At 62.5% G+C, this 25,596-nt stretch carries 40 protein-coding genes and 1 pseudogene; 8 read left to right on the top strand and 33 right to left on the bottom strand.

The window, feature by feature from the left end; genetic code table 11:
- The first annotated feature begins 23 nt into the window (after positions 1-23).
- Positions 24-461 carry an HIT family protein gene (locus IB268_RS22580; protein ID WP_054457256.1) on the top strand — a complete coding sequence of 146 codons (438 nt, stop codon included), beginning with the start codon at positions 24-26 and terminating at the stop codon, positions 459-461.
- A 73-nt stretch (positions 462-534) separates the two neighbouring features.
- Here the strand turns inward: IB268_RS22580 and rplQ are convergent, their stop codons facing one another.
- The 19 genes from rplQ to IB268_RS22675 form a co-directional block, all read right to left on the bottom strand.
- Complete coding sequence (gene rplQ, locus IB268_RS22585) at positions 535-927, bottom strand: 50S ribosomal protein L17 (protein ID WP_006389635.1); 393 nt, start codon at positions 925-927, stop codon at positions 535-537.
- 184 nt (positions 928-1,111) lie between these two features.
- Positions 1,112-2,098 (bottom strand): DNA-directed RNA polymerase subunit alpha, encoded by a 987-nt coding sequence (gene rpoA, locus IB268_RS22590; RefSeq protein ID WP_006216514.1) that lies wholly within the window; start codon positions 2,096-2,098, stop codon positions 1,112-1,114.
- Positions 2,099-2,313: 215 nt separating this feature from the next.
- Positions 2,314-2,937: a 30S ribosomal protein S4 gene (gene rpsD / locus IB268_RS22595; protein ID WP_054457258.1), complete on the bottom strand. Its 624-nt coding sequence runs from the start codon at positions 2,935-2,937 to the stop codon at positions 2,314-2,316.
- Positions 2,938-2,948: 11 nt separating this feature from the next.
- Entirely contained in the window at positions 2,949-3,350 is a 402-nt protein-coding gene (rpsK, locus tag IB268_RS22600) for a 30S ribosomal protein S11 (RefSeq protein WP_006216516.1), read from the bottom strand.
- A 15-nt stretch (positions 3,351-3,365) separates the two neighbouring features.
- Positions 3,366-3,731 carry a 30S ribosomal protein S13 gene (gene rpsM / locus IB268_RS22605; protein ID WP_008168996.1) on the bottom strand — a complete coding sequence of 122 codons (366 nt, stop codon included), beginning with the start codon at positions 3,729-3,731 and terminating at the stop codon, positions 3,366-3,368.
- Positions 3,732-3,774: 43 nt separating this feature from the next.
- A complete protein-coding gene (rpmJ, locus tag IB268_RS22610; RefSeq protein WP_003806928.1) occupies positions 3,775-3,888 on the bottom strand; it encodes a 50S ribosomal protein L36 in 114 nt (37 codons plus the stop codon).
- Positions 3,889-3,922: 34 nt separating this feature from the next.
- Complete coding sequence (gene infA, locus IB268_RS22615; RefSeq protein WP_003806927.1) at positions 3,923-4,141, bottom strand: translation initiation factor IF-1; 219 nt, start codon at positions 4,139-4,141, stop codon at positions 3,923-3,925.
- An 8-nt stretch (positions 4,142-4,149) separates the two neighbouring features.
- The gene (gene secY, locus IB268_RS22620; protein WP_013397001.1) at positions 4,150-5,475 is read right to left on the bottom strand and encodes a preprotein translocase subunit SecY; all 1,326 of its coding nucleotides are present in this window, start codon (positions 5,473-5,475) and stop codon (positions 4,150-4,152) included.
- A gap of 14 nt (positions 5,476-5,489) precedes the next feature.
- Complete coding sequence (gene rplO, locus IB268_RS22625) at positions 5,490-5,930, bottom strand: 50S ribosomal protein L15 (RefSeq protein WP_059379401.1); 441 nt, start codon at positions 5,928-5,930, stop codon at positions 5,490-5,492.
- 9 nt (positions 5,931-5,939) lie between these two features.
- Positions 5,940-6,125, bottom strand: a complete 186-nt coding sequence (rpmD, locus tag IB268_RS22630; protein ID WP_006216520.1) for a 50S ribosomal protein L30 — start codon at positions 6,123-6,125, stop codon at positions 5,940-5,942.
- 3 nt (positions 6,126-6,128) lie between these two features.
- A complete protein-coding gene (rpsE, locus tag IB268_RS22635) occupies positions 6,129-6,650 on the bottom strand; it encodes a 30S ribosomal protein S5 (RefSeq protein ID WP_013397003.1) in 522 nt (173 codons plus the stop codon).
- A gap of 15 nt (positions 6,651-6,665) precedes the next feature.
- On the bottom strand, positions 6,666-7,031 hold the full coding sequence (gene rplR, locus IB268_RS22640) for a 50S ribosomal protein L18 (RefSeq protein ID WP_054457260.1): 366 nt from the start codon (positions 7,029-7,031) through the stop codon (positions 6,666-6,668).
- Between the two features lie 21 nt (positions 7,032-7,052).
- Positions 7,053-7,586, bottom strand: coding sequence for a 50S ribosomal protein L6 (gene rplF, locus IB268_RS22645; RefSeq protein ID WP_054457262.1), 534 nt, complete (start codon positions 7,584-7,586; stop codon positions 7,053-7,055).
- A gap of 12 nt (positions 7,587-7,598) precedes the next feature.
- Entirely contained in the window at positions 7,599-7,994 is a 396-nt protein-coding gene (rpsH, locus tag IB268_RS22650) for a 30S ribosomal protein S8 (protein ID WP_006216525.1), read from the bottom strand.
- A gap of 10 nt (positions 7,995-8,004) precedes the next feature.
- Positions 8,005-8,310 carry a 30S ribosomal protein S14 gene (gene rpsN, locus IB268_RS22655; protein ID WP_006216527.1) on the bottom strand — a complete coding sequence of 102 codons (306 nt, stop codon included), beginning with the start codon at positions 8,308-8,310 and terminating at the stop codon, positions 8,005-8,007.
- Between the two features lie 12 nt (positions 8,311-8,322).
- Positions 8,323-8,862, bottom strand: coding sequence for a 50S ribosomal protein L5 (gene rplE / locus IB268_RS22660; RefSeq protein ID WP_054457265.1), 540 nt, complete (start codon positions 8,860-8,862; stop codon positions 8,323-8,325).
- Between the two features lie 12 nt (positions 8,863-8,874).
- On the bottom strand, positions 8,875-9,195 hold the full coding sequence (rplX, locus tag IB268_RS22665) for a 50S ribosomal protein L24 (protein WP_006389623.1): 321 nt from the start codon (positions 9,193-9,195) through the stop codon (positions 8,875-8,877).
- An 11-nt stretch (positions 9,196-9,206) separates the two neighbouring features.
- Positions 9,207-9,575 carry a 50S ribosomal protein L14 gene (gene rplN, locus IB268_RS22670; protein ID WP_006216531.1) on the bottom strand — a complete coding sequence of 123 codons (369 nt, stop codon included), beginning with the start codon at positions 9,573-9,575 and terminating at the stop codon, positions 9,207-9,209.
- A gap of 353 nt (positions 9,576-9,928) precedes the next feature.
- Positions 9,929-10,681, bottom strand: coding sequence for an aspartyl/asparaginyl beta-hydroxylase domain-containing protein (locus IB268_RS22675; protein WP_125470774.1), 753 nt, complete (start codon positions 10,679-10,681; stop codon positions 9,929-9,931).
- Between the two features lie 192 nt (positions 10,682-10,873).
- On the opposite strand from IB268_RS22675, the gene IB268_RS22680 reads away from it, so the two are divergent.
- Entirely contained in the window at positions 10,874-12,301 is a 1,428-nt protein-coding gene (locus IB268_RS22680; RefSeq protein WP_054457266.1) for an NAD-dependent succinate-semialdehyde dehydrogenase, read from the top strand.
- A gap of 97 nt (positions 12,302-12,398) precedes the next feature.
- On the opposite strand, the gene IB268_RS22685 is transcribed toward IB268_RS22680, so the two are convergent.
- Positions 12,399-13,358 carry a helix-turn-helix domain-containing protein gene (locus IB268_RS22685; protein ID WP_054457269.1) on the bottom strand — a complete coding sequence of 320 codons (960 nt, stop codon included), beginning with the start codon at positions 13,356-13,358 and terminating at the stop codon, positions 12,399-12,401.
- A gap of 168 nt (positions 13,359-13,526) precedes the next feature.
- Between IB268_RS22685 and IB268_RS22690 the strand changes: the two genes are divergently transcribed.
- The 6 genes from IB268_RS22690 to IB268_RS22715 are packed head-to-tail and all read left to right on the top strand — an operon-like array spanning position 13,527 to position 19,226.
- The gene (locus tag IB268_RS22690) at positions 13,527-14,423 is read left to right on the top strand and encodes an alpha/beta fold hydrolase (RefSeq protein WP_054457271.1); all 897 of its coding nucleotides are present in this window, start codon (positions 13,527-13,529) and stop codon (positions 14,421-14,423) included.
- A 12-nt stretch (positions 14,424-14,435) separates the two neighbouring features.
- A complete protein-coding gene (locus tag IB268_RS22695) occupies positions 14,436-15,608 on the top strand; it encodes a substrate-binding domain-containing protein (protein ID WP_013397011.1) in 1,173 nt (390 codons plus the stop codon).
- Positions 15,609-15,623: 15 nt separating this feature from the next.
- The gene (locus IB268_RS22700) at positions 15,624-16,394 is read left to right on the top strand and encodes an ABC transporter ATP-binding protein (RefSeq protein WP_054457275.1); all 771 of its coding nucleotides are present in this window, start codon (positions 15,624-15,626) and stop codon (positions 16,392-16,394) included.
- Positions 16,391-17,140, top strand: coding sequence for an ABC transporter ATP-binding protein (locus tag IB268_RS22705; RefSeq protein WP_054457277.1), 750 nt, complete (start codon positions 16,391-16,393; stop codon positions 17,138-17,140). The genes IB268_RS22700 and IB268_RS22705 overlap by 4 nt, the downstream gene beginning before the upstream one ends.
- On the top strand, positions 17,137-18,147 hold the full coding sequence (locus tag IB268_RS22710; RefSeq protein WP_054457279.1) for a branched-chain amino acid ABC transporter permease: 1,011 nt from the start codon (positions 17,137-17,139) through the stop codon (positions 18,145-18,147). Before IB268_RS22705 ends, IB268_RS22710 begins: the two co-directional genes overlap by 4 nt.
- An 11-nt stretch (positions 18,148-18,158) precedes the next feature.
- Positions 18,159-19,226: a branched-chain amino acid ABC transporter permease gene (locus IB268_RS22715; protein ID WP_054457281.1), complete on the top strand. Its 1,068-nt coding sequence runs from the start codon at positions 18,159-18,161 to the stop codon at positions 19,224-19,226.
- A gap of 12 nt (positions 19,227-19,238) precedes the next feature.
- On the opposite strand, the gene IB268_RS22720 is transcribed toward IB268_RS22715, so the two are convergent.
- The 13 genes and pseudogenes from IB268_RS22720 to IB268_RS22780 form a co-directional block, all read right to left on the bottom strand.
- Positions 19,239-19,754 carry a hypothetical protein gene (locus tag IB268_RS22720; protein ID WP_119449750.1) on the bottom strand — a complete coding sequence of 172 codons (516 nt, stop codon included), beginning with the start codon at positions 19,752-19,754 and terminating at the stop codon, positions 19,239-19,241.
- A gap of 114 nt (positions 19,755-19,868) precedes the next feature.
- A complete protein-coding gene (rpsQ, locus tag IB268_RS22725; protein ID WP_006216549.1) occupies positions 19,869-20,150 on the bottom strand; it encodes a 30S ribosomal protein S17 in 282 nt (93 codons plus the stop codon).
- A 2-nt stretch (positions 20,151-20,152) separates the two neighbouring features.
- Positions 20,153-20,344, bottom strand: a complete 192-nt coding sequence (rpmC, locus tag IB268_RS22730) for a 50S ribosomal protein L29 (RefSeq protein WP_003806912.1) — start codon at positions 20,342-20,344, stop codon at positions 20,153-20,155.
- An 11-nt stretch (positions 20,345-20,355) separates the two neighbouring features.
- Complete coding sequence (gene rplP / locus IB268_RS22735; protein WP_006389610.1) at positions 20,356-20,772, bottom strand: 50S ribosomal protein L16; 417 nt, start codon at positions 20,770-20,772, stop codon at positions 20,356-20,358.
- 2 nt (positions 20,773-20,774) lie between these two features.
- Complete coding sequence (gene rpsC / locus IB268_RS22740) at positions 20,775-21,569, bottom strand: 30S ribosomal protein S3 (RefSeq protein ID WP_042795906.1); 795 nt, start codon at positions 21,567-21,569, stop codon at positions 20,775-20,777.
- Between the two features lie 9 nt (positions 21,570-21,578).
- Positions 21,579-21,908 (bottom strand): 50S ribosomal protein L22, encoded by a 330-nt coding sequence (rplV, locus tag IB268_RS22745; RefSeq protein ID WP_043541551.1) that lies wholly within the window; start codon positions 21,906-21,908, stop codon positions 21,579-21,581.
- A gap of 3 nt (positions 21,909-21,911) precedes the next feature.
- Positions 21,912-22,187 (bottom strand): 30S ribosomal protein S19, encoded by a 276-nt coding sequence (gene rpsS / locus IB268_RS22750; protein WP_006216555.1) that lies wholly within the window; start codon positions 22,185-22,187, stop codon positions 21,912-21,914.
- A 12-nt stretch (positions 22,188-22,199) separates the two neighbouring features.
- The gene (rplB, locus tag IB268_RS22755; RefSeq protein WP_054457285.1) at positions 22,200-23,027 is read right to left on the bottom strand and encodes a 50S ribosomal protein L2; all 828 of its coding nucleotides are present in this window, start codon (positions 23,025-23,027) and stop codon (positions 22,200-22,202) included.
- Complete coding sequence (gene rplW, locus IB268_RS22760; RefSeq protein ID WP_006216557.1) at positions 23,028-23,324, bottom strand: 50S ribosomal protein L23; 297 nt, start codon at positions 23,322-23,324, stop codon at positions 23,028-23,030.
- On the bottom strand, positions 23,321-23,941 hold the full coding sequence (rplD, locus tag IB268_RS22765; RefSeq protein WP_013397019.1) for a 50S ribosomal protein L4: 621 nt from the start codon (positions 23,939-23,941) through the stop codon (positions 23,321-23,323). Before rplD ends, rplW begins: the two co-directional genes overlap by 4 nt.
- Before the next feature lie 4 nt (positions 23,942-23,945).
- Positions 23,946-24,635 carry a 50S ribosomal protein L3 gene (gene rplC, locus IB268_RS22770; RefSeq protein WP_008168945.1) on the bottom strand — a complete coding sequence of 230 codons (690 nt, stop codon included), beginning with the start codon at positions 24,633-24,635 and terminating at the stop codon, positions 23,946-23,948.
- Positions 24,636-25,082: 447 nt separating this feature from the next.
- Positions 25,083-25,394: a 30S ribosomal protein S10 gene (rpsJ, locus tag IB268_RS22775; RefSeq protein WP_003806903.1), complete on the bottom strand. Its 312-nt coding sequence runs from the start codon at positions 25,392-25,394 to the stop codon at positions 25,083-25,085.
- 75 nt (positions 25,395-25,469) lie between these two features.
- A pseudogene (locus tag IB268_RS22780) lies at positions 25,470-25,596 on the bottom strand (elongation factor Tu); the annotation flags it as partial.

Here is a 25,596-nt window from a genome sequence, read left to right on the forward strand (position 1 = left end):
CACCCGCACCCACCGAGGCACGCATGTCCGATAACTGCCTGTTCTGCCGCATCGCCCGTCACGAAATCCCCGCGCACGTGGTCCACGAGGATGAACGCCTGCTGGCCTTTCTCGATATCCACCCGGTGCGCCCCGGGCATGTGCTCATCATCCCCAAGCAGCACTATCCCTATTACGAGGATATGCCGGCCGACCTGGCAGGCAGCATCCTCAACTTGGGCCAGAAGCTCGGACGCCACATGAAGCGCCTGTATGACGTGGAACGCGTGGGCTTCGCCTTCACCGGCATCCACGTGGCGCATGCGCACGCCCACGTCATCCCCATGCATCACCCGCAGGACGTCACGTCCACCCAATACATCGAGCAGCAGGACCTGACCTTCAAGATGCCGCCGCAGCCCGCAACCGAGGCGCTGGCCGCAACGGCGGCGCAACTGCGCAGCGAGCTGCACGCCTCGTAGCGCGCGGCGGCCGCACAAAAAAAACAAGGGCGGGTCCGAAGACCCGCCCTTGTCGCTTATCGAGCTACCGAAATTATTCGGCGCTGTCCTCAGCGGCTTCATCGACTTCCGGACGGTCAACCAGTTCCATGAAAGCCATGGGAGCGTTGTCGCCTTGACGGAAGCCCATCTTCAGCACGCGGGTGTAGCCGCCGTTACGGGCCGCGTAGCGCGGGCCGATTTCGGCGAACAGCTTCACCACCGCATCGCGATCGCGCAGACGGGCAAAAGCCAGACGCTTGTTCGCGAGCGTGGGCTCCTTGCCCAGCGTGATCAGGGGTTCGATGACGCGGCGCAATTCTTTCGCCTTCGGCAGCGTGGTCTTGATGGCTTCGTGGGTGATCAACGAAACGGCCATGTTGCGGAACATGGCAAGACGGTGACTGCTGGTGCGGTTGAGCTTACGCAAGCCATTACCGTGACGCATGATAAGTTTCCTTTGAATCTAAAGATGGCGTCAGCCATCGGGTTGCCGGCTCTTCTATCAACCTGCAATCAGGCCGCGGTCCGGTAGAAAACGGTGCATTTTACGACGGTTTCGCAAACTGGCCGGCGCGAGGCCGGCTGCCTGCGGGAACCGCCCCTTTCCAGAGGCGGCACCCTTTCAAGACTTAGGGACGCTCCAGGCCCAGGGGGGGCCAGTTTTCGAGCTTCATGCCCAGCGTCAGGCCGCGTGCGGCCAGGACTTCCTTGATCTCGTTGAGCGACTTGCGACCCAGGTTCGGGGTCTTGAGCAGCTCGTTTTCGGTACGCTGGATCAGGTCGCCGATGTAGTAGATGTTTTCGGCCTTCAGGCAGTTGGCCGAACGCACGGTCAGTTCCAGGTCGTCGACCGGGCGCAGCAGCACCGGATCGATCTGCGGCGTGCCGCGGACCGGGGCTTCGTACGAATCGCCAGCGCCTTCCAGGGCGGCGAAGACCGAGATCTGGTCCATCAGGATGCGAGCCGACTGGCGCACCGCTTCCTCGGGCGAGATAACGCCGTTGGTTTCGATGTCCAGGACCAGCTTGTCCAGGTCGGTACGCTGTTCCACACGGGCGCTTTCAACCGCGTAGCTCACGCGGCGGACCGGACTGAACGAAGCGTCCAGAACGATGCGGCCGATGGTGTGGGTGCGGTCTTCCGACAGCGCGCGCACGTTGCCCGGCACGTAGCCGCGGCCCTTTTCAACCTTGATCTGCATTTCCAGCTTGCCTGCATCCGTCAGGTTGCAGATGGCATGGCCGGGGTTGATGATCTCGACGTCGTGCGGCAGCTCGATGTCGCTGGCCAGCACGGTGCCCGCGCCGGTCTTGCGCAGAACCAGGGTCACTTCGTCGCGATTGTGCAGCTTGAAGACCACGCCCTTCAGGTTCAGCAGGATGTCGACGACATCTTCGCGAACGCCCGGGATGGTCGAGTATTCGTGCACCACGCCCGTCATCTGGACTTCGGTGGGCGCGTAGCCGGTCATCGAAGACAGCAGGATGCGGCGCAGGGCGTTGCCCAGCGTGTGACCGTAGCCACGCTCGAACGGCTCCATCACGATCTTGGCATGGTGCGTGCCGACCGGTTCGACTTCAATGGAGCGCGGCTTCAGGAAACCTTGAGTGGACATTTACTGTGTTCCTTTTCAATACCCTCGGCTCGTTACACCGATAAGGCTGATGGACAGGGTGAAACTTGAAATGCGGACGGCGCGAAAAACACCGGCCAATACTTACCGCAAAGCCCGCTCCGCCTGAAGGCGGAAAGCGGGCTGCTGCGGGACGTGCAAACGGGTCGCGAGACCAGCTCGCCGGCGCATTGCGAAGGTAGCGCCGGCAGGCCTGATTAACGCGAGTACAGTTCGACGACCATCGATTCGTTGATGTCGCGAGCGACGTCAGCGCGATCGGGGGCCGACTTGAACGTACCGGTCAACTTGGTCGTATCGACTTCCACCCACTGGGGGATGCCGATGCTGGTGGCCAGGTCGAGCGATTCCTTGATGCGGCCTTGCTTCTTGGCCTTTTCGCGGACCGACACGACGTCGCCAGCCTTGACCAGCATCGAAGCGATGTCAGCCGTGTGGCCGTTCAGTTCGATGGCGCGGTGGCTCACCAGCTGGCGAGCTTCGGCGCGGGTCGAGCCGAAGCCCATGCGGTAGACGACGTTGTCCAAGCGCGATTCCAGCAGCTGGATCAGCGTTTCGCCGGTGTTGCCACGGCGACGCTCGGCTTCAGCGAAGTACTTGCGGAATTGCTTTTCCAGCACGCCGTACATGCGCTTGAGCTTTTGCTTTTCGCGCAGCTGCAGACCGTAGTCGGAAGTGCGGGCACCCGAAGTGCGGCCGTGTTGGCCAGGCTTGGAATCCAGCTTGCACTTGGAATCCAGCGAGCGGCGGGCGCTCTTCAGGAACAGATCAGTACCCTCGCGACGCGAGAGCTTGCATTTGGGTCCAGTATAACGAGCCATGTGGATTCCCTTTAGATACGACGACGCTTCGGCGGACGGCAGCCGTTGTGCGGAACGGGCGTGATGTCGGCGATGGACGAAATCTTGATGCCCAGCGCGTTCAGAGCGCGGACCGACGATTCGCGGCCAGGGCCGGGGCCCTTGATGCGCACTTCCAGCGTCTTGATGCCGTACTCCAGCGCAACGCGGCCAGCCGTTTCAGCAGCGACCTGCGCGGCGAACGGGGTCGACTTGCGCGAACCCTTGAAGCCAGCACCGCCCGACGTGGCCCACGACAGCGCGTTGCCCTGACGATCGGTGATGGTGATGATGGTGTTGTTGAACGACGCGTGAACGTGCGCGATGCCGTCCGAGACGTTCTTCTTGACCTTTTTGCGCACGCGCGAAGCGCCGCTGGTGGAAGCTTTCGCCATAATCCAGTTCCTCGATTATTTCTTCAGGGACGCAGCAGCACGACGCGGGCCCTTACGGGTGCGGGCGTTGGTGCGAGTGCGCTGGCCGCGCACGGGCAAACCGCGCTTGTGACGCATGCCGCGGTAGGTTCCCAGGTCGATCAAACGCTTGATCGAGAGCTGTACTTCACGACGCAGGTCGCCTTCAACCGTGAACAAACCAACATGTTCGCGGACGCGTTCCAATTCAGCGTCGCTCAGATCCTTGACCTTTTTGTCAAAGGGTACGTTTGCCGCTTCGCAAATCTTGCGAGCGCGCGTACGACCGATGCCAAAAATGGCGGTCAGGCCGATCTCGGCGTGCTGTTGCGGCGGAATGTTAATGCCAGCAATACGGGCCATGACTGTTCCTTGAATAAATCCGTTGCGTAGTCGCTAACCCGAGTTAGCCTTGACGCTGCTTGTGACGCGGGTCGGTGCAGATAACGCGCACCACGCCGTGACGTTTGATAACTTTGCAGTTGCGGCAGATCCGCTTAACCGATGCCATTACTTTCATGGTTGACTCCTAATTTTCCGTAATCCGGTTCCGCTCATTTGGAGCGGAAAACTATCCTGGCTCGCGTCAGGTCATAGGGCGTGAGCTCCACTGTGACCTTGTCACCCGGCAGGATCCGGATGTAATGCATACGCATCTTGCCGGAAATATGGCCCAACACCACGTGGCCGTTTTCGAGCTTGACGCGAAATGTCGCGTTCGGGAGGTTCTCAAGAACCTCACCTTGCATCTGAATGACGTCGTCCTTGGACATTCTTTTGCTTACCGCATCGGCAAACCCGCGCCCTTGAAGTTAGCCTTCTTGAGCAACGAGTCGTACTGGTGAGACATCATGTAGGCCTGAACCTGCGCCATGAAATCCATCGTCACCACCACAATAATCAACAGGGACGTACCACCGAAGTAGAAAGGAACGTTCCAGCGCATCACCAAGAATTCCGGCAACAGGCACACCAACGTGATGTAGATGGCACCTGCGAGCGTCAGACGCATCAGGATCTTGTCGATGTAGCGCGCTGTTTGTTCGCCCGGACGGATGCCCGGAACAAACGCACCACTCTTCTTCAGGTTGTCCGCCGTTTCGCGGCTGTTGAACACCAGAGCCGTGTAGAAAAAGCAGAAGAAAATAATCGCGACCGAGTACAGCGTGATGTAGAGCGGTTGACGAGGCGACAGGGCCGCAGCCAGGTCGCTAAGCCAGCGCATGTTCTCACTGCTGGAGAACCAGCTCGTGATCGTGGCCGGGAACAGAATGATCGACGATGCGAAGATCGGCGGAATCACCCCTGCCATGTTCAGCTTCAGCGGCAAATGCGAGCTTTGACCACCGTAGACCTTGTTGCCGACCTGACGCTTGGCGTAGTTCACCGTGATCTTGCGCTGTCCGCGTTCCACGAACACCACAAAAGCGGTAACCAGCACCACCAGAGCCACGATGAACAGTGCCGAAAGCACGGACATCGAGTTGGTGCGGACCAGGTCCAACAGTGCAGCCAGCGCCGCGGGCAGACCCGCAACGATACCTGCGAAGATCAGGATGGAAATCCCGTTGCCCAGACCACGTTCCGTGATTTGCTCACCCAGCCACATGACGAACATGGTGCCGGTGACCAAGGTCACGACGGTCGTAAAGCGGAACAGCATGCCCGGATCGATCACCAGTCCCTGCTGGGACTCCAACGCTACCGAAATGCCCACAGCCTGCACCAGCGCCAGCACGACCGTGCCGTAGCGGGTGTATTGGGTGATCTTCCGACGGCCGGCTTCGCCCTCTTTCTTGAGCGATTCCAGCGACGGCACCACCACAGACATAAGCTGCATGATGATGGATGCCGAAATGTACGGCATGATCCCCAGGGCAAAAATCGAGAAGCGCGAGAGCGCCCCGCCCGAGAACATGTTGAACAGGCCCAGGATCCCGCCCTGGTTCTGACGGAACAAGTCCGCCAGCGCATCCGGGTTGATGCCCGGCACGGGGATGTGTGTACCCAAACGGTAAACCACCAGGGCGAGCACCAGGAACACGAGGCGGCGCTTCAGATCGCCGTACCGTGCTCCGGTTTTGCCCAATGCCTGCGCGTTAGCCACTCGTCACCTCGTGATCAAGCAAGCGAGCCGCCCGCGGCTTCGATGGCGGCGCGAGCGCCGGCCGTCGCGGTAATGCCCTTGAGCACGACCTTGCGCGAGAGTTCACCCGACTTGATGACCTTGGCGAAACGAACCGCCTGGCCAATCACGCCAGCGGCCTTCAGCACTTGCACGTCGACTTCGTCGATGGGCAGGGCTTGCAGGTCCGACAGACGGACTTCGGCGTACAGGTGCTGACCGAGCGGGGTGAAACCACGCTTGGGCAGGCGACGCTGCAGCGGCATTTGACCGCCTTCGAAGCCAACCTTATGGAAACCGCCCGAACGCGACTTCTGACCCTTGTGACCACGGCCGGCGGTCTTACCCAGACCTGAACCGATGCCACGGCCGACGCGGCGCTTGGCGTGCTTGCTGCCCTCAGCGGGCTTCAGCGAATTAAGTTGCATATCCGACATGGTGATTCCTTAGGCTTCCGAGACGGAAACGAGATAATCCACCTTACGGATCATCCCACGCACCTCGGGCGTATCGACCAGCACGCGGCTGCTGTTGATACGGCCCAAGCCCAAACCGCGAACCGTGTCACGGTGCGATTGCTTGGTACCGATCACCGAGCGCACGAGGGTCACTTTGATCTGCTTCTGAGCCATGATTTACCCCAGGATTTCTTCGACCGACTTGCCGCGCTTGGCAGCAACATCAGCCGGGGTCATGGAGGCGCGCAGGCCGTTCAACGTGGCGCGAACCATGTTGTAGGGGTTGCTCGAGCCCAGGCTCTTGGCAACCACGTTACGCACACCCATCACATCAAAAATAGCGCGCATCGGGCCGCCGGCGATAACGCCGGTACCTTCAGCAGCGGGCGAGATCAGCACGGTAGCGGCGCCATGCTTGCCAACCACGGTGTGGTGCAGCGTGCCGTTCTTCAGAGCGACCTTGAACATGCCGCGACGGGCCTGTTCCATAGCCTTCTGAACGGACACCGGCACTTCACGCGCCTTGCCCTTACCCATGCCGATGCGGCCATCGCCATCGCCAACCACGGTCAGCGCGGCAAAGCTCATGGTGCGACCACCCTTGACCACTTTGCTCACGCGGTTGACCGCGATCATCTTTTCGCGGAGGCCGTCATCGTTCTCTTTTTCCGCGGCGTTCTTGCCTTGTACTTTAGCCATTTGACAGATCCTCGCTTAGAACTTCAGGCCGGCTTCACGCGCGGCATCGGCCAGCGCTTTCACGCGGCCATGGTAACGAAAGCCCGAGCGATCGAAAGCGACCAGTTCAATACCGGCAGCCTTGGCCTTTTCGGCCACGCGCTTGCCGACCAGCGACGCAGCGGCTTTGTTGCCGCCCTGACCGGACTGGCCGGACAGTTGCGCGCGCACTTCGGCTTCGACCGTCGAGGCGCTGACCAAAACGCGATCGCCTTCCGGCGAAATGATGTTGGCGTAGATGTGCTGGTTCGAGCGGAAAATCGAGAGGCGATGAACGCGCAGCTCGTTGATCTTCCGGCGGGTCGGAACCGCACGACGCAAACGGGAAACTTTTTTGTCCATGATTCGTCCTTGCGTGCGCCGTTATTTCTTCTTGGTTTCTTTGATGACGACGCGTTCGTCCGAGTAACGCACGCCCTTGCCCTTGTAGGGTTCGGGTTCGCGGTACGCGCGGATTTCAGCGGCCATCTGACCGACGACTTGCTTGTTGGCGCCCTTGATGACGATTTCCGTCTGGGTCGGGCACTCGGCCTTGATGCCGGCCGGCAACTGGTGCAAAACGTCGTGCGAGAAACCGAGCTGCAGCTTAACGGCGTCGCCTTGGATCGATGCGCGGTAACCCACGCCGACCAGGGTCAGCTTGCGCTCGAAGCCCTTGCTCACGCCCGTGACCATGTTGGCCACCAGAGCGCGCACGGTACCCGACATGGCGTTGGCGTGACGGCTGTCGTTGGCGGCGGCAAACGTGAGCTTGCCGTTGTCCAACGCAATCGTGACGTCGCCGGTCAGGGCTTGGGTCAGGGAGCCCAGCGGGCCCTTGACGGTGATCTGATCCTGCTGGATGTTGGCTTCAACACCCTTGGGCAGTTCGACCGGATACTTAGCGATACGTGACATTCGAATTTCTCCTTAGGCCACGTAGCACAGCACTTCGCCGCCGACGCCGTTGGCGCGAGCCTTACGGTCGGTCATGACGCCGCGCGAGGTCGAAACGATAGCCACGCCCAGGCCGTTCATGACCTGAGGAATGCTGGTACGGCCCTTGTAGATACGCAGACCGGGGCGCGAAACGCGTTCGATGCGCTCGATGACCGGACGGCCAGCGTAGTACTTCAGGGTGATCTCGAGCTCAGGCTTGGCCTGGGTGCCCTTGATTTCAAAGCTGTCGATGTAGCCTTCGTCCTTCAGCACAGCGGCAATGGCCGCCTTCAGCTTCGAGGAGGGCATGCTCACCGTAACTTTGTCCACTTGCTGCGCATTGCGAATGCGGGTCAGCATATCGGCGATGGGATCGCTCATGCTCATATTGTTTCTCCTACCAGCTGGCCTTGGTGATGCCGGGGATTTCACCCTTCATCGCCATTTCACGCAGTTTGTGGCGCGTCAGGCCGAACTTGCGGAACACGCCGCGCGGACGACCGGTGACCACGCAACGGTTACGTTGACGCGTCGGGTTGGCATTGCGCGGCAGCTGTTGCAGCTTGAGCCGAGCTTGGTAACGTTCTTCGTCGGTCTTCGACTGGTCGTCGATGATCGCCTTCAACTCAGCGCGCTTGGCGGCGAACTTGTCAGCCAGCTTGGCGCGCTTGATGTCGCGATTGATGAGGGAAAGTTTAGCCACGTCATCAGCCCCTTAGTTACGGAACGGGAAGCTGAAGGCCGTCAACAGCGCCTTGGCTTCTTCGTCGGTCTTCGCGGTGGTGGTGATGCTGATGTTCAGCCCACGCAGCGCGTCGATCTTGTCGTACTCGATTTCGGGGAAAATGATCTGCTCTTTCACCCCGATGTTGTAGTTGCCACGGCCGTCGAACGCACGACCCGAGATGCCGCGGAAGTCGCGCACGCGAGGCAGCGCAACCGCCACCAGGCGATCCAGGAATTCGTACATGCGTTGACCGCGCAGCGTGACCATGCAACCGATCGGGTAGTTTTCGCGGATCTTGAACCCGGCGATAGCCTTCTTGGTCTTCGTCACGACGGGCTTCTGGCCGGCGATCTTGGTCAGGTCGCCAACAGCGTGCTCGATGACTTTCTTGTCCGACACCGCTTCCGACACACCCATGTTCAGGGTGATCTTGGTGATGCGCGGCACTTCCATCGTGCTCTTGTAGCCAAACTTGGCTTGCAGGTCGGCAGCGACCTTGCTCTTGTAGAGATCTTGCAAACGAGACATGTCTATCGCCCCTTACGCCTTGGCGCCGACAACGGCACCATTGGAACGGAACACGCGAACCTTGCGGCCTTCGACTTCTTGCACGCCGACGCGATCGCCACGGCCGGTGGCCGGGTTGAACAGCGCGACGTTCGAGATGTGAATCGGCATGGTCTTTTCGACAATCCCGCCCGGGTTGTTAGCCATCGGGTTGGCTTTCACGTGCTTCTTGACGACGTTGACGCCTTCGACCAGAACGTGGTCGGCATCGACGCGCGCCAGCACGGTACCGCGACGCTTCTTGTCGCGGCCGGTCAGGACGATGACTTCGTCGCCTTTACGAATGTTGTTCATCGTAGGGCTCCTTACAGCACTTCCGGGGCCAACGACACGATCTTCATGAACTTCTCGGTACGCAGTTCACGCGTAACGGGTCCGAAGATGCGGGTGCCGATGGGCTCCAGCTTGGCGTTGAGCAACACGGCGGCATTGCCACCGAAACGAATCAGCGAACCGTCTTTACGGCGCACGCCCTTGGCGGTACGAACCACCACGGCATTGTAAATTTCGCCTTTCTTGACGCGTCCGCGCGGAGCCGCATCTTTGACGCTCACCTTGATGATGTCGCCGATACCGGCATAACGGCGCTTGGAGCCACCGAGCACCTTAATGCACATGACATGACGCGCACCAGTGTTATCGGCCACATCCAGCGTGGTCTGCATTTGGATCATGATTTTTCCTGTTCCAACTTAACTGGAAATACGGTTTTCCCAACAAGGGAACACTGCAATTCCTGCCAGTTTTGGTCCCGTCAGGTCTGCCGCCCTGCTTTTGTGTTGGCATGTCTGGAGCTTTCGCCCTACTCACGCAACTGGTTGGCAACGCAACGACCCTGGGTTGAAATCCTGCGGGTATTCCCCCAACACGTCGGGCTAACCTGCATAGGCGCGGGCCAACTCGATCGACAATCTGGGAAAGCTGATAATTCTAACGTGGTTAATTTTTGAGCGCAAGCACTTTGTGTGGATAACCCACAAAAGCCACGCTTTCCCCTTGACCGGGGTGAACCGAGGCTATCCGCCCCCTATTTCTGGCGGTAGTAGCCCTTCTCCCAGGCATCGTGGTTGGCCTTGCCGCGACGGATTTCGTCCGTGAAGGGGGCAGCCATGAGCACCAGGCGGTTGAGCCATTTTACCGGAGCGCGGCAGGGACGCTCGAAGTCCACGAAGAGCACGGCGCGCAGTCCGGCGGTGTCGTTATGGACCTGGTGCGGGTACAGGTCATCGAACACCACCGCCTGCCCTTCGCGCCAACTGTAACGCTCGCCCCCGACCTCGATCCAGCATTGCTCGGCCGGTTCCGGTACCACCAGTCCCAGGTGCAGGCGCAGGACGCCGTTGTACGGGCCCGTGTGCAGCGGGATGCGCTTGCCGGCCTCCAGGATGGAGAAGAACGCCGTGCGGATGCCCGGAATTCCCTGCAGCGCCCGGGCGGTCGCCGGACAGCGCGCCAGATTGCGCTCGGAGCGCAGGCCGTAGCCCATGAAGACGAAAGTCTTCCATTGGTCGTCCGAGGTGATCTGGCCCACGTCCGGAGAGATTTCATGGAAGGCGGGCAGGTGCTGGCGTTCGGAGAGCAGGCCGGCCAACTCGGCGCGGATGGCGGGCGCCTGGGCCTCGAGCGCGGCGACCCAGGGAAACTGGCCATTGTCGAAAATGGGACGGTCGCCGACCAGCGAGGCCTGGGCGATCCGGTTGCGCAACCAGTCTATGAAACGGAAAAAGGTGCGCGAGTAGAAACTGGGCTTGCTGGGCGGACGCGCATCGAGGGGTTGCACAATAGGTAGCCGGATAGACAGCCAAAGATGCACCATTTTGTCCATGCCGGCGCGGGCACGCAAGACTTGCGCCAGCAGATTGGCTCCAAGGCGCCGCCGGGCATTGGCCCTCCCCGCCGCGGACAAGCTGGTTTAGACTGGCGTGGGCGACAGTGATCGCTATCCACTCCTATTTCGCAAGGGAAGACAGGCATGTATGAACAGTTGGCGCTGTATATCGACGGCGAATTCGTCGCCGGAGAGGGCAGGCGCACCCAGGACGTCATCAACCCGGCCACGCTGGAAGTTCTCGGCCAGCTGCCCCACGCCACCGAAGCGGATCTGGATCGCGCGCTAGCCGCCGCCCAGCGCGCGTTCGAGTCGTGGAAGAAATCCTCTCCCATGGACCGCTCGGCCATCCTGCGCAAGGTTGCGACGCTGTCGCGCGAACGCGCCCAGGAAATCGGCCGCAACATGACGCTGGACCAGGGCAAGCCGCTGGCCGAAGCCGTGGGCGAAGTCACCTCCTGCGCCGAACACGCCGACTGGCACGCCGAGGAATGCCGCCGCATCTACGGCCGCGTTGTCCCGCCGCGCAATCCTGACGTGCGCCAGATCGTGGTGCGCGAACCCATCGGCGTCTGCGCCGCGTTCACGCCCTGGAACTTCCCGTACAACCAGGCCATCCGCAAGATCGCCGCCGCCATCGGCGCCGGCTGCACGGTAGTGCTGAAGGGTCCCGAGGACTCGCCCAGCGCCGTCATGGCCATTGCGCGCATGTTCCACGACGCCGGCCTGCCCAAGGGCTGCCTGAACATCGTCTGGGGCGAACCCGCCAAGATCTCCGACTACCTGATCCGCTCGCCCATCGTGCGCAAGGTGTCGTTCACCGGCTCCGTGCCGGTGGGCAAGCAGCTGGCCGCGCTGGCCGGCGCCCACATGAAGCGCGTCACCATGGAACTGGGCGGCCACTCGCCCGTGCTGGTGTTCGACGACGCCGACATCGACCGCGCCGCCACCATGCTGGCCAAGTTCAAGGTCCGCAACGCCGGCCAGGTGTGCGTGTCGCCGACCCGCTTCTATGTCCAGAACGGCGCCTACGAGCAGTTCCTCGCGCGCTTCTCCGAAGTGCTGAAGAACATCAAGGTCGGCGACGGCCTGGAAGCCGGCACCGACATGGGCCCGCTGGCGCACGAGCGCCGCGTCCCCGCCATGAGCGCCTTCATCGACGACGCCAAGAAGCACGGCGGCAAGGTGGTGGTCGGCGGCGGCCCGCTGGACCGCAAGGGCTTCTTCTTCGCCCCCACGGTCGTGACCGAAGTGCCCGACAACTCCATGCTGATGACCGAGGAGCCCTTCGGCCCGGTCGCGCCGGTGGTCCGTTTCACGGATACCGATGAAGTGCTGCGCCGCGCGAACAGCCTGCCCTTCGGCCTGTCGTCCTACGTGTTCACGAACTCGCTGCAGACGGCCACCAAGGTCTCCAACGGCCTTGAAGCCGGCATGGTCAACATCAACCACTTCGGCAGCGCCCTGGCCGAGACGCCCTTCGGCGGCATCAAGGACAGCGGCATCGGCAGCGAAGGCGGTCTGGAAACGTTCGACGGCTACCTGGTCACGAAGTTCATCACGCACATCTGACCTGGCAGTGACAACAAAGCCCCGCAGGATTTCTGCGGGGCTTTTTTTTGCCTCATGCCTGGAGAACCGGGCCGGGATGTCCGCGGCAGAAGGCCGCTCAGGAACTTGCCCGCAAATCGCGCGGCGTCATGCCAAAGCGGCGCTTGAACAGTCGGCTGAAATGCGAGGGATGCGAGAAGCCCACTTGATAGGCCAGTTCGGCAATGCTGCGGTGGCTGTGCTGCGGACTCAACAAAAGCTCGCGGCACTTGTCGAGCCGCTGGTCGAAGATGAAGGATTCCACCGACAGGCCGCCCGCGCGCAGGATGCGATGCAGATAGGCCACCGACAAGCCGCAGCCCTGAGCCACCTGCTGCGGCGACAACGCGGGATCCGCCAGATGCTGGCGGATGTAGGCCAGCACGCGCTGCCGATGCGCCAGCGTGACGCTGCTGTCCGACTCCGATGCATGCCCCTGCCCTGATTGCACCAGAAACAGCACGATCAGGTCGATCAGGCGCTCGCCCAGTTCCGCCGCCTCGACATCCGACCAGCCGTCCACGCCTTTGAACAAGTGGTCCATGTAGCTGGCCAGCAAAGCGCCGCGCGGCGAACCGTCGTCGACGCGCAGCTTGTAGAAGGCGCCGACGCGGGAATCGCGCTGCAATAGCGCGCTGCGCGGAAAAGACACGCTCAGGCTGCGGTACCCCGCAGCGCCCTGTGCCGTGGCCTGGTAGGGCAGGCTCTGGTTCATCAGATAGACGCAGCCGGGTTCGACCTGGAACTCCCGCCCCTGCTGCTGCACAACCAGAGGTCCCGCCAGCGGCAGGCCGAAGGTATAGAACTCCTGATCCAGGCGCGACACGTTGCCGGCGGTGCGCTCCAGCTTCTGTCCCTGGTAATGGAGGTCGTTGAACTGCAGGCTGCCCCGCCGCGCGTAGCGCACATGTCCGGCGAAATTGTCGGGCCGGCCGCCATGCACCTCGAAGGGACCGAACGCGTGCGACAACGCCGCGCGCCATTCGTCGCGCCGGTCAGCGCCAGCGCTGGCCGAAATGGCGAATTCCGTATCGGACATGGTTCGGTCTCCTTGGACGCCTGCGCCGCGGCCGGGCGCTCGTGATCCTGCGTCTACATATTCTTGACTCACCCTGCTGCGGGGTGTCCGGCGCCTTGAAGGCGCGCTTGGCGCAAGTCTATATTCAGCCCGATAAGCACACAACCTGGACAACCCGGGAGGAGACTCATGGCACCAGCGCCCGCACCAGCCGGCCGCCACGCGCCGGCTTCGCGCTATCTGCGCTGCGCAGGCCGCGAGCTGCATTACACCGAATGGGGCGCCGCGGACGCGCCCCCCGTCATCATGTGGCATGGCCTGGCCCGCACTGGCCGCGACTTCGACGACCTGGCGCAGGCGCTGGCGGACGACTACCGCATCATCTGCCCGGACGCGATCGGCCGCGGCCTGTCGCAATGGAGCCCCGACCCGGTCGCCGAGTACCAGCTCGACTTCTATGCAACGCTGGCCCGCGCCCTTGCGGACGGGCTGTCGCTGGATCGCGTGCGCTGGGTGGGGACGTCCATGGGTGGCGCCACCGGCATGCACGCTGCCGCCACGACCCTGCGCGACCGGATCTCGCACCTGGTCGTCAATGACATCGGGCCCGAACTGCCGCAGGCCGCCATCGACCGCATCGTGGCCTATGTCGGCGCGCCGCCGGCCTTCGATACGGTCACCGAACTCGAAGCCTGGCTGCGCGTCGCCTATAAGCCCTACGGCTGGCAGAGCGACGAGCAATGGCGCCGTATGGCAGAAACATCCGTGCGCCGGCTGCCGGACGGCCGGATCACCCTGCACTACGATCCGGCCATCGTCGGCCAGTTCAGCAACCACCCGCGGGACTACGACCGCTGGAATGGTTACGACTCGCTGCGCATGCCGCTGCTGTTGCTGCGCGGCGCCGATTCGGACCTGCTGCTGCCCGAAGTCGCCGACGCCATGACCCGCCGCGGGCCGCGCGCGCAGCGCATCGACTTCCCCGATTGCGGCCACGCCCCTGCTCTCAATGTCGCTGCGCAGATCGACGCCATCCGCCAGTTCCTTGCCACGCCGGACCACACGGCGGCTGACCGCCCCCAATAACAGGAGATACCCATGAAACGCGTCCTGCTCGCCGCGCTCGCCGGCCTCTGCATGAATTCCGCCATCGCGGCGAAAGACTTCGTCGTGGCCCACGTCTACGACAAGACCGGCCCCCTGGAGGCCTACGCCAAGCAAACCCAGAACGGCCTGATGCTGGGGCTGGAGTATGCGACGCAGGGCACCATGACGGTCGCCGGGCGCAAGATCCGCGTCATCGAAAAGGACAACCAGGGCAAGCCCGACGTGGCGCGCGCGCAGTTGGCCTCGGCCTATGCGGACGACAACGCCGACATCGCCGTCGGCCCCACCTCTTCCGGCGTCGCGCTGGCCATGCTGCCCATCGCCGAGGAGTACGAAAAGATCCTGCTGGTCGAACCCGCGGTGGCGGATTCGATCACGGGCGACAAGTGGAACAAGTACATCTTCCGCACCGGCCGCAACTCGTCGCAGGACGCCATCGCCAACGCGGTTGCCTTCGACCAGGCCGGCACCTCGATTGCCATGCTGGCGCAGGACTATGCCTTCGGCCGCGACGGCGTGAAGGCGTTCAAGGGCGCCTTGAAGAACGCCAAAATCGTGCACGAGGAATACCTGCCCGCCAACGCCACCGACTTCACCGCCGGTGCGCAGCGCCTGTTCGATGCGTTGAAGGACAAGCCGGGTCGCAAGATCATCTTCATCCTGTGGGCGGGCGCGGGCAACCCGTTCAAGATCGCCGACCTGGACCCCAAGCGCTTCGGCATCGAGATCGCCACGGGCGGCAACACGCTGGCCGCGATGACGCCGCTGAAGTCGCTGGCGGGCATGGAAGGCGCCACCTACTACTACTACGGCATCCCCAAGAATCCGATCAACGACTGGCTGGTGGCGGAACACCAGAAGCGCTACGGCCAGCCGCCGGACTTCTTCACCGCAGGCGGCATGGCCTCGGGCATCGCGATCGCCACCGCGCTGGCCAAGACCAAGGGCGACTCCGATACCGACACGCTGATCAAGGCCATGGAAGGCATGAGCTTCGACACGCCCAAGGGCAAGATGACCTTCCGTCCCGAAGACCACCAGGCCATGCAATCCATGTACCACTTCCGCATCAAGAACGATCCGTCGGTGCCGTGGGCGGTGCAGGACCTGGTCAAGGAAATCACGCCGGACCAGATGTCGGTGCCGATCCAGAACAAACGCTGAGCGCGTAGCCCATCCATGCTGGAAACCCAATCGCTCACGATCCGTTTCGGCGGACACGTGGCGGTCAATGAAGTCAGCTGCAGCTTTGCGCCTGGCACCCTGACCGCCATAGTCGGCCCAAACGGCGCGGGCAAGACCACCTACTTCAATCTTATTTCCGGGCAGCTGCGCGCCAGCGCCGGGACGGTGCGCCTGAACGGGCGCGACCTGACCCCGCTGGCCGCCCCCGCCCGCATGCATGCGGGACTGGGGCGTGCCTTTCAGCTGACCCAGCTGTTCCCGCGCCTGAGCGTGCATGAGAACGTGCGCCTGGCCCTGCAATCGCGCCAGCAAGGCATGAGCTGGCGCCAGATCCGGTTCTGGCGCACCTGGAGCGACGACCGGGGCCTGATCGAACGCGCCGACGCGCTGCTGGAACGCACCCGCCTGTCCGCGCGCCGTGACCAGCCTGCCGCCGACTTGCCGCACGGCGACCAGCGCAAGCTGGAGATCGCCATGCTGATCGCGCTGGAGCCGCAGGTTTTCATGTTCGACGAACCGACGGCAGGCATGAGCGTGGACGACGTGCCCGTCGTGCTGGACCTGATCCGCGAACTCAAGAACGATCCGACGAAAACGATTCTGCTCGTGGAGCACAAGATGGACGTGGTGCGCGAACTGGCGGACCGCATCGTGGTGCTGCACAACGGCCAGCTGATGGCCGACGGCGACCCGGCGGCGGTGATCGCCTCGCCCATCGTGCAGCAGGCCTATCTGGGCGTGAGCCCGGCGGAGAAGGCGGCATGACGCAGGCGTTGCTGGAATTGAAGAACGTGCACACGCACATCGGCGCGTACCACATCCTGCACGGCGTGGACCTGACGGTCGCGCCGGCGGCCGTGACCATGCTGCTGGGCCGCAACGGCGCCGGCAAGACCACCACGCTGCGCACCATCATGGGATTGTGGCGCGCATCGCAAGGCCAGGTGAGCTTTGACGGCACGCCCGTCGGCGGCCCGGGCACGCGCACCTCGCCGCCCGACATGGCACGCATGGGCATGGCTTACGTGCCCGAAAGCATGGGCATCTTCGCCGACCTGTCCGTGAAGGAGAACATCCTGCTCGCGGCGCGCCAAGCCAGGAACGCCAGCCAGCTGGATACGGCGCGGCTGGAATGGATTTTCGGGTTCTTTCCGGCATTGAAGAAGTTCTGGCTACATCCCGCCGGCAAGCTGTCGGGCGGTCAAAAGCAGATGCTGGCCGTGGCGCGCGCCATCATCGAGCCGCGCCGGCTGCTGCTGGTGGATGAGCCCAGCAAAGGCCTGGCGCCCGCCATCATCCAGAACATGATCGACGCCTTCATTGAACTGAAGCAGGCGTCCACCACCATCCTGCTGGTCGAGCAGAACTTCAACTTCGCGCGCCTGGTCGGCGACCACGTCGCCGTGATGGACAACGGCCGCGTCGTCCATGCAGGCGGCATGGCCGAACTGGCCGCGGACGATGAACTACAGACGCGCCTCTTGGGCCTGTCGCTGGGAAGCCATCAATGAGCACGCTCGAACTCGATACCCCGCTGCCGCGCGTGCGCGCGGACCTGCGCCCCGTGCTGCTGGTGGTCGCGCTGGCCGCACTTGCCCTGCCCCTGGTGGGTTCCTTCTCCACCTGGGTCACCCTGACCCTGGCGGGGCTGGCCATGGGCATGATCATCTTCATCGTGGCCTCGGGCATGACGCTGGTCTTCGGCCTGATGGACGTGTTGAACTTCGGCCACGGCCTGTTCATCGCAATCGGCGCGTACATGGCCGCAACCGTGCTGGGCTCCATGGCCGACTGGACCCAGTCGGGCAGCTTGTGGATCAACCTGGGCGCGGTGCTGCCCGCCATGATCGTCGGCATGCTGGTCGCGGGCGCAGTGGGCCTGGCGTTCGAACGCGTCATCGTGCGGCCTGTCTACGGCCAGCATCTGAAGCAGATCCTCATCACCATGGGCGGCATGATCATCGGCGAGGAGATCATCAAGATGCTGTGGGGTCCGCAGACGATTTCCCTGCCGCTGCCCGAGGCGCTGCGCGGCGCATTCCTGCTGGGCGATGCCGCCATCGAGAAGTTCCGCATTGTCGCCCTGCTGACGGGCCTGCTGGTGCTGGCCGGCATGCTGTGGCTGCTCAACCGAACCAAGCTGGGCCTTCTGATCCGCGCTGGCGTCGAGGACCGCGAGATGGTGGAAAGCCTGGGCTACCGCATCCGTCATCTGTTCGTCGGCGTGTTCGTGGCCGGCTCGATGCTGGCGGGACTGGGCGGCGTGCTATGGGGCATGTACCAGCAATCGGTCGTGCCGCAGCTGGGCGCGCAGGTCAACGTGCTGATCTTCATCGTCATCATGATCGGCGGCCTGGGCTCCACTGTGGGCTGCCTGATCGGCGCGCTGCTGGTGGGGCTGATGGCCAACTACACCGGCTTCCTGCTGCCCAAGGCCGCCCTGTTCTCGAACATCGCGCTGATGGTCGCCATCTTGCTGTGGCGTCCCCAAGGCGTGTACCCGGTCACGAATCGCTAGGAACCGCCGACATGTCCGTACGCCTGCTTTCCGGCGATCCTCCGCGCAGCACGCTGCTGGCCCTGGCGCTTATCGCCATCGTGGCCCTGCTTGCCGCCGCACCCTTCCTCTTTCCCGGTCCCAAGTCGCTGGCGGTGGCCGCGAAGATCCTGGTGTTCGTGATCCTGGTCGCGAGCTATGACTTGCTGCTGGGCTACACCGGCATCGTCAGCTTTGCGCACACCATGTTCTTCGGCATCGGCGCGTATGGCGTGGCGATCGCCAGCATCCGCATGGAACCGGGCTGGACCGCGGTGTTCGCAGGCCTGGGCGGCGGCCTGGTGGTATCGCTTGCGTTCGCCTTGCTGATCGGCCTGGCCAGCCTGCGCGTGCGCGCGATCTTCTACGCCATGATCACCCTGGCCGTCGCTGCGGCGTTCCAGACGCTGGTGTCGCAATTGTCCGATCTGACGGGTGGCGAGGATGGGCTGAACTTCAAGGTGCCGCAGATGCTGCGGCCGGCCTTCCGGCCTTTCTCGGAGCAGATCTTCGGCGTGACGGTGGACGGCCGCGTCATCACCTACTACCTGATCGCAGCGGTCTGCGTGGTGCTGTTCCTGCTGTTGCTGCGCATCGTGAATTCGCCCTTCGGCCGGGTGTTGCAAGCCATACGCGAGAACCCGTTCCGCGCCGAAGCCATCGGCTACCGCACGGTGCTTTACCGCAGCCTGTCCAATCTGCTGGCGGCCGCCTTCGCCACGCTTGCGGGCGCCATGTACGCGCTCTGGCTGCGCTACAACGGCCCGGATACCTCGCTGTCGTTCGAGATCATGCTCAACATTCTGCTGATGCTGGTGATCGGCGGGATGGGCACCATGTACGGCGCCGTGGTGGGCGCAAGCCTGTTCGTGTTCGCGCAGAGCTATCTGCAAGATGGGCTCCACGTGATCCACGACGCGGTGTCGGGCGTGGCGCCGTTGGCGCTGCTGTTCGAGCCAGACCGGTGGCTGTTGTGGCTGGGAATCCTGTTCGTGGTGTCGGTCTATTACTTCCCGACGGGAATCGCGGGGCGGTTGCGGGAACTGGCGCGGCGCCCTTGACGGGGCCGGCCCTCAGCGGCCACGCTGCCCCAACGCATCGGCCTCGCGCCGCAATCCGTCGACGCGCCGCTGCATGTCATCCAGGCTGCGGCGCGTGTCCTGGGCGCCGCGGTCCAGCTGCGAACCGGACGGGGTCGGCGTCAGAGCCGGCATGGTCATGTCGCCGCCCGGCTTCAATGGAATCATCGTCGGTGGATGCGATCCGGCCGCAGGCTTCTCGCTGAAGAGCTTCTCCAGCATCCGCATCTGTTCCCTGCGTTCCCCGATGGCCCGATCCTGGTCCATCAAGGCCTGCTCATTCGAGTCTTCAGTGCCGAAGATCGCCGCGTGATCGCGCGACAGGCCGTCCATGCGTACCCTGGCGTCGGGACCGGCGTCGAGCAAGGCGCGGCCCTGGGCTGCAGGATCCTGCGCCGGCGATGGCTGCTGTCCCGACGGCGCGGCAGTCTGAGCGGCGGCCGGCAGCGCCGCCATCCATGCGCAAGCCATCAACAAGCCAAACCGCGCCGCATTCATGAAACCGCGCATGATGTCCTGATTCCTTAGTTCGAAGCAAAAGGTCCGGGCGAAAAAAAACGGCAAGGGTTTGATCCCTTGCCGTCTTATATCAGAACGGCGCGCCGTTCCGATGTACTGCTTTACTTAGATGATACGTGCGGCTTCAACCAGACGCACCACGCGCCACGACTTCGAGCGCGAGATGGGACGGCCTTCAGCGATTTCAACCGTATCGCCTTCGTTGTACTGGTTCGATTCATCGTGCGCCTTGTACTTCGCGGAACGCATGATGATCTTGCCGAAGATGGGGTGCTTGACGCGGCGCTCAACGAGCACGACGACAGTCTTGTCCATCTTGTTGCTGACGACCTTGCCAACCAGCGTGCGCTGGCGCTTGGCCACTTGGGTGTTTTGAGTTTCGCTCATCTTTATTTCCCTGCCTTCTCGGTCAGCAAGGTACGAACGCGCGCGATGTCGCGACGCACGTTGCGCAGCTGGCTGGTGTTGGCCAGTTGCTGCGTGGCCTTCTGCATGCGCAGACCGAATTGTGCCTTCAGCAGGCTTTCGAGCTCTTTGCCGAGCTCGGCGGCATCTTTCGAACGGAGTTCGCTAGCTTTCATGTTAGTACTCCTTAAGCACCGATATGACGCGCGACGAACGTGGTCGAAATCGGCAGCTTGGCAGCGGCCAGGCGGAAAGCTTCACGCGCGAGCTCTTCGCTAACCCCTTCCATTTCGTAGAGCACCTTGCCGGGCTGAATTTCAGCAACCCAGTACTCCGGGTTGCCCTTACCGTTACCCATACGGACTTCGGCAGGCTTCTGCGAGATGGGCTTATCCGGGAAAATGCGAATCCAGATACGGCCGCCACGCTTGATGTGACGATTGATGGCACGACGAGCAGCTTCGATCTGGCGAGCGGTCAGACGGCCACGGCCGGTGGCCTTCAGACCGAATTCGCCGAACGACACGTGGGTACCACGGGTCGCCAGACCGGTGTTGCGGCCCTTCTGCTCTTTGCGATACTTTCTGCGAGAGGGTTGCAGCATGGTTATTCTCCTTCAGGCGCCGGAGCAGCGTCCGCCTTGCGGGGACCACCACGACCACGACCACCCGGACGACCGGTGCGAGCACCGTCCGGACGATCACCACGCGGAGCGCGGCGCGGACGACGTTCTTCTTCGCGCGGGGCAGCGGTTTCCGGCGGCAATTCGCCGTTGGCCAGCATGTCGCCCTTGTAGACCCAGACCTTGATGCCGATCACGCCATAGGTCGTGTGGGCTTCGGAGGTGCCGTAGTCGATGTTGGCCTTCAGGGTGTGCAGCGGCACACGGCCTTCGCGATACCACTCGGTGCGAGCAATTTCGATACCGTTCAGACGGCCCGAGCTCATGATCTTGATGCCTTGGGCACCCAGACGCATGGCGTTCTGCATCGCGCGCTTCATCGCGCGACGGAACATGATGCGCTTCTCGAGCTGTTGCGAGATCGAGTCGGCGATCAGTTGAGCATCGGTTTCCGGCTTGCGGATTTCTTCGATGTTGACGTGCACAGGCACGCCCATCAGACGCTGCAGATCAGCCTTCAGGCTTTCGATGTCTTCGCCACGCTTGCCGATCACCACGCCCGGACGAGCCGAGTAGACGGTGATGCGGGCATTCTTGGCGGGACGCTCGATGATCACGCGACCGACGGAGGCGCTCTTGAGCTTCTTCTTCAGGTACTCGCGAACGCGAATGTCTTCGGCCAGCATCGAGCCGAAGGCCTTGTCGTCGGCGAACCAACGCGAGGACCAATTACGGGTGACCGCGAGACGGAACCCAGTGGGGTGAATTTTCTGACCCATCGTGACTCCTTAAGCTCCGACCTTGACCGTGATGTGGCAGGTCTGCTTCTCGATACGGTTGCCGCGGCCCTTGGCGCGAGCGGAGAAGCGCTTCATCGACTGAGCCTTGTCCACGAAGATCGTGGTGACTTTCAGTTCGTCGATGTCGGCGCCGTCATTGTGCTCGGCGTTGGCGATGGCGGATTCGACAGCCTTCTTCAGGATGGCGGCCGCCTTCTTCGGCGAGAAGGTGAGGATGTTCAGCGCTTGCGAGACGGACTTGCCGCGGATCAGGTCCGCAACCAGTCGGGTCTTTTGAGCGGAGATGTGAACCCCACGGATAATGGCAGTAGTTTCCATCGCTTACCTCTTCGCCTTCTTGTCCGCGGCGTGACCCTTGAACGTACGGGTCAGCGCGAACTCGCCCAGCTTGTGACCGACCATGTTCTCGTTGATGTAAACGGGAACGTGCTGCTTGCCGTTGTGCACAGCGATCGTCAGACCGATGAACTCGGGCAGGATCGTGGAGCGACGCGACCAGGTCTTGATCGGCTTCTTGTCTTTGCCCGCGACGGCCGTGTCCACCTTTTTGATCAGGTGAGCATCGACAAACGGGCCTTTCTTGATCGAACGTGACATAGTGTTCGCCTCTTACTTGCGCTTGCGCCGTTGGACGATCATATTGTTCGTCCGCTTGTTGCGACGGGTCTTGTAACCCTTCGCCGGAGTGCCCCACGGGCTGACCGGTTCGCGTGCTTCGCCGGTACGGCCTTCGCCGCCACCGTGCGGGTGATCCACCGGGTTCATGGCAACGCCACGAACCGTCGGGCGGACACCGCGCCAACGCATTGCACCGGCCTTGCCGATTTGGCGCAGGCTGTGTTCTTCGTTACCGACTTCACCGATGGTGGCGCGGCATTCGATGTGCACACGGCGGACTTCACCCGAGCGCAGACGCACTTGAGCGTAGATGCCTTCGCGAGCCAGCAGGACGGCGGAAGCGCCGGCCGAACGGACCATCTGGGCACCCTTGCCAGGCAGCATTTCGACGCAGTGAATCGTCGTACCCACCGGGATGTTGCGGATCGGCAGCGTGTTGCCAGCGCGGATCGGGGCTTCGACGCCCGACAGCAGCGTGGCGCCAACTTCCAGACCGCGCGGAGCGATGATGTAGCGACGTTCGCCGTCGGCGTAGCACAGCAGAGCGATGTGCGCCGTACGGTTGGGGTCATATTCCAGACGCTCGACCTTTGCCGGGATGCCATCCTTGTCGCGACGGAAGTCGACGACGCGGTAGTGCTGCTTGTGGCCACCGCCACGATGACGGATCGTGATGTGACCGTTGTTGTTACGGCCAGAACCACGGGTCTTCTTTTCCAGCAGCGGCGCGTAGGGCTCACCCTTGTGCAGGTTCGGGCTGACAACCTTCACCATGCCACGGCGGCCAGCCGAAGTCGGCTTAACTTTTACGAGGGCCATTTACTTCACCTCCGCAAAGTCGATTTCCTGGCCGTCCTTGAGCGACACGTAAGCCTTGCGCTCATTGCGACGACGGCCAACGAATCGGCCAAAGCGCTTGACTTTGCCCTTACGGTTGAGGACCTGCACGGACTCGACCTGCACCTTGAAGAGCAGTTCGACGGCAGCCTTGATTTCCGGCTTGGTAGCGTCAGCCACGACACGGAAAGCGACTTGCTGATTCTTCTCGGCAACGAAGGTGGCCTTTTCGGTCACGATCGGGGCCAGAATGACTTGCATCAAGCGTTCAGCGTTCATCCCAGCATCTCCTCGAGTTGAGCGATGGCCGGCTTGGTGATCAGCACTTTCTTGTAGTGGACCAGCGACAACGGATCGGCATAACGGGGCTCGACAACAGCAACGTGCGGCAGGTTGCGGGTGGCGAGGTAAACATTTTCATCAACGCTGTCGGTGATGATCAGGACCGAGTCCAGGCCCAGGCTCTTCAGCTTGGCAGCTGCGTCCTTGGTCTTGGGCGATGCCAGATCAAACGATTCGACGACGGCGATGCGGTCTTCGCGAGCGAGCTGCGACAGGATCGAACGGATCCCGGCGCGGTACATCTTCTTGTTGACCTTCTGGCTGAAGTTTTCTTCGGGCGAGTTCGGGAAAATCCGACCACCGCCACGCCACAGCGGCGAGGAAGTCATACCGGCGCGAGCGCGGCCGGTACCCTTCTGGCGCCAGGGCTTCTTGGTCGAGTGCTTGACTTCAGTGCGATCCTTCTGAGCGCGGTTACCCGAACGGGCGTTGGCTTGGAAAGCCACCACGATCTGATGAATCAGCGCTTCGTTGAAGTCACGGCCGAAGATGGTGTCCGGTGCGCTGAACGTAGCAGCGGCCTGACCTTGGTCGTTCAGGAGCTTGAGATCCATTTACTTACGCTCCCTTCTTGGCCGGGGCCTTGATGGCCGGGCGCACGACGATGTCGGCGCCAGCGTGGCCGGGGACAGCGCCCTTGACCAGCAGCAGGCCGCGCTCAACGTCAACGCGAACGACGTCGAGGTTTTGAACGGTGCGGGTGACATCACCCAGGTGACCGGCCATGCGCTTACCCGGGAAAATACGGCCCGGATCTTGAGCTTGACCAATCGAGCCCGGGACGCGGTGCGAACGGGAGTTACCGTGCGACGCGCGCTGCGAACCGAAGTTGTGACGCTTGATGGTACCGGCGAAGCCTTTACCAATGGTGGTGCCCGTGACGTCGACCTGTTGGCCGGCTTCGAACACCGATTCCACGGCGATCACGGAACCGGCCGCAAATTCAGCGGCGCGAGCGGGATCAAGGCGGAATTCTTTGAGGATGCTACCGGCTTCAGCGCCGGCTTTGGCGTAGTGGCCCGTTTGCGGCTGAGCCACACGCGAGGCACGACGAGTGCCATAAGCCACTTGGATCGCGGCGTAGCCGTCGGTTTCCAGCGACTTAACTTGGGTCACGCGGTTGTTCGACACGTCCAGCACGGTCACCGGGATGGATTCACCTTCCTCGGTAAAAATGCGGGTCATGCCGACCTTGCGACCCACCAGCCCCAGCCGGTGAGCGGCGGGCGTGGGTGTCGAATTCGACATCGTTTTCTCCATTCCCGACTGCGATTGGTCGGGGCTAATCAGGCAAAAGGTAACGGCCTTTGCCCTACGACTATGTTCAACCTGGTACGAATTCCGGCGGGGGCCGCCTTTCTTTTTCCCATAGTTGCTCTTGCCACAAAATGGCAAGCTTCGCATATTAGCACGTTTTTTCCAGTGGACACAAGCACTTAGCGCGCTTCGGCGCCACTGCAAAGGGCAAATTCACCACAGCCAGCATAAGCAGACCGCCTTGGCGGCGTTGGCTGGGGCTGAATCCGGTAGTGAGCGCCTGCTAACAAAATCCGGAAGGAAACGTTTGGACGCCCTGCCCGCCCGGAACCGGGCGTCGTGCTCAGCGGTTCCAAAACAAAATGGCCGCACTCCCGAGGGATGCGGCCATTTTTATTTCGTGCCTGCCGGCGAAGGTAGCAGGCCCGAAGCGCTTTATTACTGCAGCGCGATTTCGACGTCGACGCCGGCCGGCAGGTCCAGACGCATCAGAGCGTCAACGGTCTTGTCGGTGGGATCAACGATGTCCATCAGGCGCTGGTGCGTACGGATTTCGAACTGGTCGCGCGACGTCTTGTTGACGTGCGGCGAGCGCAGGACGTCGTAGCGACGGATACGCGTGGGCAGCGGCACCGGACCGCGGACAACTGCGCCGGTACGCTTGGCGGTATCGACGATTTCAGCGGCCGATTGATCGATCAGCTTGTAATCGAAGGCTTTCAAGCGGATACGGATCTTTTGGTTTTTCATGGCGTTTCCTAAAGAACGAGAGGCGAAGGCGACGAGGCCGCCCTCGCTGGTTGTGTGCTGCTTAAGTGATCCGAATTACTTCAGGATCTTGGCGACGACGCCGGCGCCGACGGTACGACCGCCTTCACGGATGGCGAAACGCAGGCCTTCTTCCATGGCGATGGGGGCCAGCAGCTTGACCGTCATGGCCACGTTGTCGCCC

The sequence above is a fragment of the Achromobacter sp. ACM01 genome (genome assembly GCF_014851745.1).
Taxonomy (GTDB): Bacteria; Pseudomonadota; Gammaproteobacteria; order Burkholderiales; family Burkholderiaceae_B; genus Achromobacter; species Achromobacter aegrifaciens.